The 11,074-nt window shown below is 60.2% G+C and carries 13 protein-coding genes; 2 read left to right on the top strand and 11 right to left on the bottom strand.

Features of this window, described 5'->3' with window-relative positions; genetic code table 11:
- The first annotated feature begins 126 nt into the window (after nucleotides 1–126).
- A complete protein-coding gene (locus tag HMPREF1022_RS02795) occupies nucleotides 127–5,613 on the top strand; it encodes a VCBS domain-containing protein (protein ID WP_009301782.1) in 5,487 nt (1,828 codons plus the stop codon).
- Nucleotides 5,614–5,844: 231 nt separating this feature from the next.
- Here the strand turns inward: HMPREF1022_RS02795 and HMPREF1022_RS02790 are convergent, their stop codons facing one another.
- Genes HMPREF1022_RS02790 through HMPREF1022_RS17920 form a run of 10 tightly spaced genes read right to left on the bottom strand, consistent with a single transcriptional unit; the run spans nucleotide 5,845 to nucleotide 9,951 of the window.
- Complete coding sequence (locus HMPREF1022_RS02790; RefSeq protein ID WP_009301781.1) at nucleotides 5,845–6,570, bottom strand: hypothetical protein; 726 nt, start codon at nucleotides 6,568–6,570, stop codon at nucleotides 5,845–5,847.
- On the bottom strand, nucleotides 6,564–6,860 hold the full coding sequence (trbD, locus tag HMPREF1022_RS02785) for a conjugal transfer protein TrbD (protein WP_009301780.1): 297 nt from the start codon (nucleotides 6,858–6,860) through the stop codon (nucleotides 6,564–6,566). Before trbD ends, HMPREF1022_RS02790 begins: the two co-directional genes overlap by 7 nt.
- Complete coding sequence (locus HMPREF1022_RS18820; protein WP_269544138.1) at nucleotides 6,857–7,069, bottom strand: TrbC/VirB2 family protein; 213 nt, start codon at nucleotides 7,067–7,069, stop codon at nucleotides 6,857–6,859. The genes trbD and HMPREF1022_RS18820 overlap by 4 nt, the downstream gene beginning before the upstream one ends.
- A gap of 12 nt (nucleotides 7,070–7,081) precedes the next feature.
- Entirely contained in the window at nucleotides 7,082–7,210 is a 129-nt protein-coding gene (locus HMPREF1022_RS19055) for a hypothetical protein (protein ID WP_009301778.1), read from the bottom strand.
- Nucleotides 7,179–7,388, bottom strand: coding sequence for a Com family DNA-binding transcriptional regulator (locus tag HMPREF1022_RS02775; protein WP_083823225.1), 210 nt, complete (start codon nucleotides 7,386–7,388; stop codon nucleotides 7,179–7,181). The genes HMPREF1022_RS19055 and HMPREF1022_RS02775 overlap by 32 nt, the downstream gene beginning before the upstream one ends.
- A 21-nt stretch (nucleotides 7,389–7,409) precedes the next feature.
- Nucleotides 7,410–8,390 (bottom strand): P-type conjugative transfer ATPase TrbB, encoded by a 981-nt coding sequence (gene trbB / locus HMPREF1022_RS02770; RefSeq protein WP_009301776.1) that lies wholly within the window; start codon nucleotides 8,388–8,390, stop codon nucleotides 7,410–7,412.
- Entirely contained in the window at nucleotides 8,390–8,863 is a 474-nt protein-coding gene (locus tag HMPREF1022_RS02765; protein WP_009301775.1) for a hypothetical protein, read from the bottom strand. The genes trbB and HMPREF1022_RS02765 overlap by 1 nt, the downstream gene beginning before the upstream one ends.
- Nucleotides 8,864–8,866: 3 nt before the next feature.
- Nucleotides 8,867–9,292: a hypothetical protein gene (locus HMPREF1022_RS18815; protein ID WP_009301774.1), complete on the bottom strand. Its 426-nt coding sequence runs from the start codon at nucleotides 9,290–9,292 to the stop codon at nucleotides 8,867–8,869.
- Between the two features lie 41 nt (nucleotides 9,293–9,333).
- The gene (locus HMPREF1022_RS18810; protein WP_009301773.1) at nucleotides 9,334–9,594 is read right to left on the bottom strand and encodes a nucleotide-binding protein; all 261 of its coding nucleotides are present in this window, start codon (nucleotides 9,592–9,594) and stop codon (nucleotides 9,334–9,336) included.
- A 9-nt stretch (nucleotides 9,595–9,603) separates the two neighbouring features.
- Nucleotides 9,604–9,951, bottom strand: coding sequence for a TraK family protein (locus HMPREF1022_RS17920; protein ID WP_156802806.1), 348 nt, complete (start codon nucleotides 9,949–9,951; stop codon nucleotides 9,604–9,606).
- Nucleotides 9,952–10,187: 236 nt separating this feature from the next.
- Between HMPREF1022_RS17920 and HMPREF1022_RS02755 the strand changes: the two genes are divergently transcribed.
- Nucleotides 10,188–10,487, top strand: coding sequence for a hypothetical protein (locus HMPREF1022_RS02755; protein WP_009301772.1), 300 nt, complete (start codon nucleotides 10,188–10,190; stop codon nucleotides 10,485–10,487).
- A 155-nt stretch (nucleotides 10,488–10,642) separates the two neighbouring features.
- On the opposite strand, the gene HMPREF1022_RS02750 is transcribed toward HMPREF1022_RS02755, so the two are convergent.
- Nucleotides 10,643–11,074: IS5 family transposase (locus tag HMPREF1022_RS02750; RefSeq protein WP_009301771.1), on the bottom strand; the 432-nt coding region annotated here is incomplete at its 5' end.

Genomic DNA, 11,074 nt, shown 5'->3' with positions numbered 1-11,074 from the left:
TGCGGTGCAGGGCCTGGGCGTGGGTGAAAGCTCACGGACACGTTCAGTTTACAGCGTTCCGACGGCCACGGGGGCACGGCTACCAACAGCCTGACCCTGACATTACGGCACAACGATCTGCCCAGCGTGGGCGCGGCCGCAACCGTAATCGCCGAAGGCACGGCCAGTGTCAGCGGCACGTTGCCCGTGCCCGTGGATGTGGATCTGCACGATGTGCTGACTTTTCTCCCGCAGACGGACAAGGCGGGCTTGTACGGCACGTTCACAGTGGATGCCTCGGGCAACTATACCTACGTTCTGAACAACGCCCTGCCCGCGGTGCAGGGCCTGGGCGTGGGTGAAAAGCTCACCGACACCTTCAGCTTCACGGTTTCCGACGGCCACGGGGGCACGGCTACCAATAGCCTGACCCTGACCATCAACGGCACCAACGATCTGCCCAGTGTGGGCGCGGCCACGGCCGCGATCGCCGAGGATGCGGTCTCTGTCAGCGGCACGCTGCCCGTGCCCACGGATGTGGACGTGCACGATGTCCTGGCCTTCCTGCCGCAAGCGGGCACAGTAGGCCTGTACGGTACGCTTACGGTGGACGCCTCGGGCAACTACACCTACATTCTGAATAATGCGCTGCCCGCGGTGCAGGGCCTGGGCGTGGGTGAAAAGCTCACGGACACGTTCAGTTTTACAGTGTCCGACGGCCACGGGGGCACGGCTACCAACAGCCTGACCCTGACCATTGACGGCACCAACGACGCGCCCGTGCTGGTCCCGACAATCTTGGGCATTGCCAAAGACAGCGCCATTACCAGCGGCACGCTGCCTCTGCCCACGGATGTGGATGTGCACGACGTGGTCAGTTTCACGCCGCAGAGCAATGCGCCGGGCAGTTACGGCACGTTCACTCTGAGTGCCGACGGCCGCTATACCTATACCTTGAACACCTCTCTGCCCGCCGTGGCGGGCCTGGGAGTCGGTGATAGCCTGACCGACGCCTTTACGGTCACCGTGTCCGACGGACACGGCGGCACGGCTTCCGCTGTTGTGACCATGAGCATCACCGGCAGCAACCAGGCGCCTATGGTCGCCGCGGCCACGGCTGTGATTCTTGAGGATGTGATCAGCGTCAGCGGCGATTTGCCTGCGCCCACAGATCCGAATATCCATGATGTTCTGACGTTCATTGCCCAGAACAATGCGCTGGGCAGCTACGGCACGCTCACTCTGGACGCTGCCGGGCATTATACCTACACCCTGAATAATGCCTTGCCCGTGGTGCAGGGCCTGGGAGTAGGGGAAAAGCTCACCGATACCTTCACGTTCAGAGTCTCGGACGGGCACGGGGGCACGGCCACCAATACCCTGACCCTGACCATCAACGGCACCAACGATCTGCCCAGTGTGGGCGCGGCCACGGCTTCCATTGTCGAGGATGCGGCCGGCGTCAGCGGCGTGTTGCCCGCGCCGGTGGACCCGGACCTGCATGATGTGGTAAGTTTCATCCCGCAAACCGCCGCGTTGGGGCTCTACGGCACGCTGAGCATAGATGCCGGCGGCAATTACACCTATACCCTGAACAACGCGCTGCCCGCGGTGCAGGGCCTGGGCGTGGGTGAAAAACTCACCGACACCTTCACTTTCACGGTGTCCGACAATCACGGCGGCACGGCTTCCAGTACGCTGACCCTGACCATCAACGGCAGTAATGACGTACCCACGGTGGGCGCGGCCGCGGCCTCCATTATCGAGGATGCGGCCACTGTCATCGGCAAGCTGCCCACGCCTGTGGACCCGGACCTGCATGATGTGGTAAGTTTCATCCCGCAAACCGCCGCGTTGGGGCTCTACGGCACTTTTACCGTGGATGCCTCGGGCAATTACACCTACGCCCTGAACAACGCGCTGCCCGCGGTGCAGGGCTTGGGCGTGGGCGAAAAGCTTACCGATACCTTCATATTCAAAGTCTCGGACGGGCACGGCGGCACGGCTTCCAACACCCTGACCGTGACCATCAACGGCGCTAACGACGCACCCGTGCTGACCGCGGCCGCGGCCTCCATCTTTGAGGATGCGGTCGGCGTCAGCGGCAAATTGCCCGCGCCGGTGGACCCGGACCTGCATGATGTGGTGAGTTTCGTGCCGCAAATCGCCGCGTTGGGGCTCTACGGCACGCTGAGCATAGATGCCGGCGGCAATTACACCTATACCCTGAACAACGCGCTGCCCGCGGTGCAGGGCCTGGGCGTTGGCGAAAAACTTACCGACACCTTCACCTTCACGGCGCTGGACAATCACGGGGGCACGGCTTCCAACACCCTGACCCTGACCATCAACGGCACCAACGACATCCCCACGGTGGGCGCGGCCGCGGCCTCCATTATGGAGGATGCGGCCACTGTCATCGGCAAGCTGCCCACGCCTGTGGACCCGGACCTGCATGATGTGGTGAGTTTCGTGCCGCAAACCGCCGCGTTAGGGCTCTACGGCACGCTTACGGTGGATGCCTCGGGCAATTACACCTACGCCCTGAACAACGCGCTGCCCGCGGTGCAGGGCCTGGGCGTGGGCGAAAAGCTTACCGATACCTTCACATTCAAAGTCTCGGACGGGCACGGCGGCACGGCTTCCAACACCCTGACCGTGACCATCAACGGCGCTAACGACGCGCCCGTGCTGACGGCGGCCGCAGCCTCCATCTTTGAGGATGCGGTCGGCGTCAGCGGCAAATTGCCCGCGCCGGTGGACCCGGACCTGCATGATGTGGTGAGTTTCGTGCCGCAAATCGCCGCGGTGGGGCTCTACGGCACGTTGAGCATAGATGCCGGCGGCAATTACACCTATACCCTGAACAACGCGCTGCCCGTGGTGCAGGGCCTGGGCGTTGGCGAAAAACTTACCGACACCTTCACCTTCACGGCGCTGGACAATCACGGGGGCACGGCTTCCAGCACGCTGACCCTGACCATCAACGGTACCAACGACATCCCCACGGTGGGCGCTGCCACGACAGCCATCTTTGAGGATACGGCCGGCGTCAGCGGCAAGTTGCCCACGCCGGTGGACGCGGATATCCATGATACCCTGGCGTTCATTGCCCAGACTAACGCGGCGGGCCTGTACGGCACGCTTACCTTGGACGCTTCGGGCAATTACACCTACACCCTGAATAATGCCTTGCCTGCGGTGCAGGGCTTGGGAGTAGGGGAAAAGCTCACCGATACCTTCACCTTCAGGGTGTCCGACGGGCATGGCGGCATGGCCTCCAACACCCTGACCGTGACCATCAACGGCACCAACGATATACCCACCGTGGCCGCGGCCACGGCATCCATCTTTGAGGATACGGCCACTGTCACCGGCAAGCTGCCCACGCCGGTGGACGCGGATATCCATGACACCCTGACATTCACCACGCAGACCAATACGGCGGGCCTGTACGGTACGCTTACCCTAAGCGCCGCAGGCAACTACACATACAAACTGAATAACGGGCTGCCCGCGGTGCAGGGCCTGGGCGTGGGCGAAAAGCTTACGGATTCCTTTACCTTTGTGGTTTCCGACGGCCACGGGGGCACCACAGCCAACATCCTGACCCTGACCATCAACGGCACCAACGACGCGCCTTCAGTGGGCGCTTCCACGGGCATCATGGTCAAGACCGACGCCACCCTCAGCGGGCGGCTCGTCACGCCCACGGACCCTGACAACGACCTGGATCATATCGTCAGCGACACCCTGACGTTCACTCCCAAAGGCAATGAGCTCGGCAGCTACGGCAGATTGACCCTCAACGCCGACGGCACGTATGTGTACACTCTGAACACCGGCCTGCTGGCCGTGGTCGGCCTGCTTCTCAACCAGAAGCTGACCGACACCTTCACCTATACAGTGACGGACGGGCACGGGGGCACGGCGTCCAATACCCTGACCATAACCATCAAGGGCGGCCTCGGCAGCCTGCTTTCCCTGAATGCCGTTACCGACGGGCTGGTGGATACGATGTCCAATGTGGTCGGGGCGGTGACGGCTCCCCTCAATGCCGTGGGCAACGTGGTCTACTCCCTGGTGGACAACGCGGGCCTGGGCCTGGGTGTGGGGCTGTACGGCAGCCTGACGCTTCAGGCCAACGGCACGTATAACTATCAGTTGAATACCGGCCTGTCCGCGGTCGTGGCACTGGGCGTGGGTGAGAAGCTCACGGAATCCTTCACCTTTACGGCAACGGATTCCCTGGGCAAGACCGCCACAAGCACCATCTCCATTGCCATCAACGGAACCAACGACGCGCCGCAGGTGCTGCCGGTGGTGCTTTCCATTGCGGAGCACGGCAGCAGCATCGTCTCGGGTCTGTTGAACATCACGGACCCCGACAGCCACGATACGCCGCACTGCGAGCCCGGCAGCACAACCGGCAGCTACGGCACCCTGATCGTCAACGCCAACGGTTCCTATTCCTATGTGCTTGACCAGCATTCCTCGGCCGTGCTGGGGCTCGGCGTGGGCGAAACCCTCACCGAGTCCTTCCCGGTCACTGTCGTGGACGGGCACGGCGGCTCGGCAAGCACGGTGATCAAGATCACCATCAACGGGCAGAACGACACGCCCACGGTTGCCGCGGCAAACGCCGACCTTTCGGTGACGGCGGTTCTGAGCGGCTCCTCGGGCCACGGGCTTGAGGGGATATTGCCCACCCCGCATGACCCGGACATCCATGATCTGCCGACCTATGTGCCCCAGCACGAAACCCACGGCCTGTACGGCGACCTCACGCTCCAGGCTGACGGCTCCTATGTTTACACCCTGCACGACAATCAGACCGAGGTGAAGAATCTTGGTCTGGGCCTCTCGCTTCAAGATGTCTTTACCTACACTGTGGACGACGGGCACGGCGGCACGGCCACCAACACCCTGACGCTCACGATCCACGGCTCGGATGCCGCTCCGGCGGTCATGGCCCTGGCTTCCCTGGGCGTGGACAGCGCGCACGGGGACAGCGCCCCGGCAACCGCGCTTTCCGCCACTGTCGCGCTGGATACGGAAGTGCTGGACCATGATGTGGCGGATAACCTGCTGGACGGCGGAAGCACGCATAACTCCCTTTCCGGCACGGACATGGCGGCTGTCGCGGGAGATAGCGCGGCAACAAGCTCAGGCACGCAGGAAGGGAGCAGCGCGCCGGCTCATGAAGCCGCAGCGTCCCCTGCGGCACAGCCCGCCGCCGCGCAGGACGGCGACGAGGCGGAGGGCTTCTTCCATGATCAATCCTCCGCGTACAGAGAGCCCATCCTCAGCGAGGATGCCGAAGACAGCCTGTTCTCGTCCGGCGCGTCGACGACGTCTCAATCACTGAACGCCAACAGCTCCGCCGTGCATGAAAGCGGGCAGACCGGAACGGAGACGCCCGCAGCCGCCGTGGCCCACGAGAGCGCCGCGGCACATACCGCAACTGCGGCAGCCGCTCCGGATACGCACAGCCAGACGCAGCAGGAAAGTCCCGGCACAGCGCAGTCGGCACCTGCCGCGCCTGCCGAGACAGCGGTTGCCGATGCCTCGGCCAGCGCCTCTCATGCCGATCAGCTTGCCGCTTTGCAGCATCTGGTCCAGAACGGCCAGTAAAGGCGGAAAAGCCGGGCGGCTCCGGTTGAAATCAGATGCTGATATCCTTGGCGGATACAGCCGGAGCCGCCTGACTTATACGCATGTGAACTTGAAAGCGCTTGCCGCCGATTGAATGCCGGGCAGGACATGCCGGGAACGGCAACGCCGCAGGCGGCGGGGATTGAACGGATGACAAAAGCCCCTGGCAATTGTGATTGCCAGGGGCTTGTCTCTATCTTTGGCTGACGCTTATGCCGGTACGCTTGTTTTCTGTACCAGGTTAAAATCCGCCAGTTGGGAGCAGACCGTATCGAGCAGGTCCAGCGGGCGGGCGAGGTTTTCGCCTATCAGACGCAGCTCAAAGCCGGATATCTCCACGCTTTCGTCAATATGGCGCATGAGCATGACCGTCGCGGACAGGTCGTCATGAATCCGGTCCACCAGATGCGAAAATCTGCCCTGCTCGTGCTGCTGGAGCAATTCATACGTCTGGAAATAGGCCAGCGCCTTATCCAGCGCGCCGGCCGTGGACACTCCCGCCTGTGCCTTCCCGGCGATTCTGGCGGCCTGGAAGTTCGGTTTGTAGATGACGGTCAGAACGGCGCTGGTGCTGAAGCAGCGCTCGGTAGTAATGCCGGGGCTGAAGAATTCACGCCGTTCCTCATCAATGAGTCGGGTCACCGGATCGGGGAAAAACCCTTTGCCCGGCGCCGGATACGCCTTATGTCCGCTACGGATGGCGTCCATGTGCAGCATCCAGCCGCTGCCCAGCAGTTTCACGGCATTGTTGAACCGGCTGGAGACCAGGGAAAGATCGCTTTCCGTGGAACTTGCTGTGTCCTGGCCGCGCACTTCCCAGCCGGCCGTAAGGGAGCCGTCCTTGTTCAGGATGACGCCGGGCTCCACCAGCGCGGCATAGGGCAGCAGATCCGGCAGGCCTTTGCTTTTGCTGCGGTAGTCGCTGAGTTTCAGCATTTGAACCCCCCAACTGCCCGCCACCGGTTTGCCTTGGCTGGATAGAATTCCTGTTGTTTGACGTGCCGGAGCCAGACGCGGCTCATGATCGGATCGGCCTTGGCCATGCGCCGGAGCGCGAACACCGAGACGATCCAGAAGAAAACTGCCGACAGGATGGAAACCGCCGTCAGGCCGCCCACGCCCACCAGCAGCGCGATCAGGGCGCTGGTCATGACCAGTTCCCGTTCCGCGCCGAGCACATGGGCATGCCGGTGCAGGGATTGGTGAATGGGGAGAAAGCGCCTCATATCACCGCTCCAGAGAAGGAAAAGACCGAGTTCACGATGCTGGCGGCAAAGGCGATGAAGGAAATGCCGAACACCACGGACAAGAGCAGCTTGAAGCCCCCGGACAGGTCATCTTTATTGGTGATGAAAATGACGCCGCAGAGCGCCATGGCCACGATGGAGATCCATTTGCCGGCCGAGCCGGTGATGGTGTTCACCACCCGTTCCAGAGAGCTTGAAAACTAGGTGATGCCGCCCGACGCGGCGGCGATATCGGGAAAGCAGAGGCAGAGCGTAAGCAGGCCGAGAACGGCCAGCGGCTTCAGGAAAGAGCGGGAATCAGCGGTGGGAAGAAGGCGTTTCGCGTACATAACGGTCTCCGTCGTGGAGGCCGTCATGCGGCGCTTGGCTGGGGCGCGAGGCCCGCAGGTGTAAGCGGGTTTTGCAGCGCGGGCACTGAAGCTCTATTTCACCGGCTTCAATGGCTCCGCGCGCGAGCAGGCGGTTGCAATGACCGCAGCGATACTCCGGGGCGGTCTTGTCGGGCATTTTCATGGTGTGTTGCCTTCCTTACGCGGCGCTCGCCGTGTAGAGCGTTTCGGTTTCATAAAAATCCTCCTTGTGGTTGAATTTGTTGACCCTGACGATGCTGGAAATCCGCCTCTGGTTGTCCGGCGTCTTTTCCATGTACACGGCCAGATCCACGGCCCGCCCGATGAGCTTCTGCTTGGGGCCGAGCCCGGCCTCTTCCACCAGTTCTTCCAGGCGCGGCAGGGCTTCCTCCGCGCTGTCCGCGTGAAAGGTGCTGACACCGCCTGGATGGCCGGTGTTCCAGAGCTTGAGCATTTCCAGGGCGGCGGCGTCCCGCACTTCGCCCACCAGGATGCGCTTGGGCGCGTAACGCATGCTGACTTTGGCCAGGGTGCGCATGTCCACGTTGGCCAGCACGGAAGTGCGGAAAAAGACCGCGTTGGGGCTTTTGGATTGCAGTTCCGCCGTATCCTCCAGAATAAGCAGGCGATGCGTGGGCGTGAGCCGGTCAATGGCGTCGATCACCGCGTTGACAAAGGTTGTCTTGCCGGAAGACGTGCCGCCAACCACCACAATGTTCAGGCGGCGGCAAACCGCGTCTTCAATAAGACTGACCGCCTCCAGAGTGAGGGAACCGGCAGCGGCGTATTCCGCCAGAGTGAACACTCGGCTGGCCTTCTTGCGCAGCGAAAATGACGGCCCAGGCCCGACAATCGGCGGGAACGTGCCCTCAAAACGCGAGCCGTCCAGAGGGAATTCTCCTTCCACAATAGGGCTGCGTTCATTGACCGTGAGGTTCAGGCCGCTGGCGACCTGCGAAAGAATGAGCCTGCTTTGCGCTATCGGAATTTTCCCGATGCGATCATGATCCCGGCCATACTTTTCAATCCAGAGCGAGCCGTCCGGGTTGAGCATGATCTCGATCACCTCCGGATCTTCCAGAGCACTCATGAACAGCGGGCCGCAAGCGTGGCGCAGACCTTCCAGCAGGCGCGGGTCATCACAGGGGCGGATGAGCATCAGCGCACCGCCTTCAGGGCGAAAACCGCCACGTTAAGCAGCGCCGAGACTGCGACAATGACCGCGAGCCAGGTTGTGCTGTTCTTGAAGACCTGAAGCCGGGCAGCATGGTCATCAAAAACTTTGCGGATGCCTTCCACCGAGGCGGAAGAAAGGCTGTCCGTGAGCTGGGCGACAGCAGCGGCCACGCCGGACACATAGGCATCCGTTTTGTCGGCCATCAGCCTGCCCAGGCCTTCTTTGTGCCGGGTTTGGAGTTTTTCCAACTCACCCAGAAAAGCATTCAGAATAGTAAGTTCAATAAGCGCCGGTTCGTCATCGGCAATGACAGTTTTATTGTGCTCGGCGACCAGAGCTTTTGCTTGTGCCAGCGTCAATCCAATGCCGTCCGGGAGTGGGGATGCAAATTTCTTTTGCGCTTCTTGCCCGACAGGCTGTGCAGCCGATCCGGGTGTGGGGTTTCCTTGTGTCATGGCTTACCCCGCGATCCCGGCTTGTTCGACAATGCCGATAAGCTGTTCCCAATAGCGTTTCAGGCGCGAGCGCACGGCAATATACTGGCAGGAGGCGATGGCGGTTTCAAAGCCCTGGCGCTTGGCGAAAAGCTCTTCCAGATCTCGGCCAAGGGTATCTTTATTGACCTGCGGGAGCTGGACAATGGCGTAAAACTTGCTCCCGTATTCCTGATAGAAGGTAAATTCTTCAAAGCCTTTGCCGTCCAGTCGAATTTCTCCAAAAAAGGGATTGAGCCAGACCACGATAGGCGTTGGCGCGAAGCCGTCCGCCAGCACCTTGAGCCCGCTGATGGTGTCGCCGATGGCCTGGCCGCCCGTGACAACGGAGTGGAAGTAAACCTGGTGGCCTTCTTCCTCCAGGAGCTGAATCAGGCTGATGTCCTTCATATAGTTGCCCAGCGCCAGAAAGGACGATGCGCCGTTATCAACTATGGCGTGTGAACCTTCCGGCAGCCCGTAGAGACCTTCCAGCAGTTCGTCAAAAGCCTGGCGTCCACCTGTCCCTGCCGGACAATATCAATGGGAATGACCTTGAATTCCTTGTAGCCCAAAAGTGTGGCGTTCACCGGGTCGGTGTCGAAAGCCACCACGTCTTTTCCTTGGTGCCGCAACACCTGATAGAGGAACGAGGCAATGACGGACTTGCCGACACCGCCTTTGCCCTGCTGGATAAAATGTACTGTTGCCATGCGTTCTCCTTAAAAAAGGGTTGAAGGATCAACGGTTCTCGGATCTTGAAGCGTATCCGAACTCGGTTTGATGATTTTGGGTTGCGAGGGTCGGACAGGTGGAACTGGTGGCGTCCGCACCGGCTTGGCAGGTGCAGCGGGCGGCGCTTCTCCTGGCCTGTGTTTGTCCATGGAAAGACGGCGCATGTGGTAGCAGAACGCCCCGTAGGACATGGTGATTTTGCCTTCCTGCTTCAAATGCCGATGAATCTGGGAATGTTTCCAATTTTTATGAAGAAATTCGTTGATTACCTCCAGGCAAGCCACAAACTCAATTCCCGCCATGTTGTTGGAAAGGGGCTTTTGCTCAGATGACATGGCTGCTTCCTTTGGCCTCGACATCGCCAAAAATCTTTTTGCAGAATCGGGCGCATGAAAAACATCTTGAAATAATGAAATTTTTCTTGTCTGTGAGTTTCAATATCCGCCAGGAGTGTCCATTTTTCGTAACCTCCTTTAATAAAATTTAAGGAATTTCCTTCTTTACTTAACAGGAATTTTTGAATAGACAAGAAAGGAATTTCCGGCGTATTGGGTAAAACCGGAGGCAAGACATGACAACAAAAAACAATTCTGCCATGGCGCTGGAGCGGGCTTTTGTGGAGCTTGTAGCGAACAGGGTGAAGCAACGCGGCTGGAAAAAAGGTGAATTCGCGGCCATGCTTTGGCCGGATGACACGCCCAAAGCCGCAGCCGCCAGATGGACAGCCATGCGCAATCAAGCTTCCAACACCGGAAAGCCTCAAGGCGTTCAGATATCGGATGCCCAACGCATGGCGGAAGTGCTGGGGGAAGACCTCAGCTACCTGATGGCCGTGGCCAAAGAAGAAGCCAGGAAGCAGTCGGGGGAATAAAAAAAACTCCAAGAAGTAATTTCCTGGAATTTTCACGGTATTTTCCTTGTCAGGATGGATGCGGCTTTTTATGAAGACTCCCAAGCAAATTTCCATCTCCGATCAGGAGATAGACCTTGAAAAGGCCATCGCCGCCGCCCTAGGGTCTGTTAACACTATTTCAGGGCTATAACAATTAACGCAAAGACGACAAAGGCCAGGAACATGACATCGAGCTTGTCGAACCGAGTAAAAACACGGCGGAAGCCTTTGAGCCTCCTGAAAAGCCGTTCTACCTCATTACGTCTTTTGTATAGCTCTTTGTCATACTCCCACGGTTTCAGTCGGTTGGGATTGGGCGGCACCACCGGAGTGAAGCCCAACTCACGTCCCAAGCGAGTCGTTTCATTACCCTCATATGCGCCATCCATAAGCAAGCTGCACGGCGCTGGCATCGGCCCCAACTGGACAAGCAGCCTGCGCCCCTCGGGAGCATCGCCGGCGTTGCCGGGAGTGAGGCTGAAATTCAACGCGCATTCAGCATTCGCGGCAACCATATGAAGCTTGGTCGTCCAGCCGCCTCTGGACTTTCCGATGGACTGCGGACC

This window comes from Desulfovibrio sp. 6_1_46AFAA, assembly GCF_000224635.1.
GTDB classification, from domain to species: Bacteria; Desulfobacterota; Desulfovibrionia; order Desulfovibrionales; family Desulfovibrionaceae; genus Desulfovibrio; species Desulfovibrio fairfieldensis.
This window is presented reverse-complemented; position numbering and strand designations above follow the sequence as displayed.

Bases quoted from the DNA above. Each gene is read 5' to 3' on its own strand.
- HMPREF1022_RS02755 (WP_009301772.1), top strand. From the start codon at position 10,188: ATGACAACAAAAAACAATTCTGCCATGGCGCTGGAGCGGGCTTTTGTG.
- trbB (WP_009301776.1), bottom strand. From the start codon at position 8,390: ATGCTCATCCGCCCCTGTGATGACCCGCGCCTGCTGGAAGGTCTGCGC.
- HMPREF1022_RS18810 (WP_009301773.1), bottom strand. From the start codon at position 9,594: ATGGCAACAGTACATTTTATCCAGCAGGGCAAAGGCGGTGTCGGCAAG.
- HMPREF1022_RS02790 (WP_009301781.1), bottom strand. From the start codon at position 6,570: ATGCTGAAACTCAGCGACTACCGCAGCAAAAGCAAAGGCCTGCCGGAT.
- trbD (WP_009301780.1), bottom strand. From the start codon at position 6,860: ATGAGGCGCTTTCTCCCCATTCACCAATCCCTGCACCGGCATGCCCAT.
- HMPREF1022_RS19055 (WP_009301778.1), bottom strand. From the start codon at position 7,210: ATGTACGCGAAACGCCTTCTTCCCACCGCTGATTCCCGCTCTTTCCTG.
- HMPREF1022_RS17920 (WP_156802806.1), bottom strand. From the start codon at position 9,951: ATGTCATCTGAGCAAAAGCCCCTTTCCAACAACATGGCGGGAATTGAG.
- HMPREF1022_RS18815 (WP_009301774.1), bottom strand. From the start codon at position 9,292: ATGAAGGACATCAGCCTGATTCAGCTCCTGGAGGAAGAAGGCCACCAG.
- HMPREF1022_RS02775 (WP_083823225.1), bottom strand. From the start codon at position 7,388: ATGCCCGACAAGACCGCCCCGGAGTATCGCTGCGGTCATTGCAACCGC.
- HMPREF1022_RS02765 (WP_009301775.1), bottom strand. From the start codon at position 8,863: ATGACACAAGGAAACCCCACACCCGGATCGGCTGCACAGCCTGTCGGG.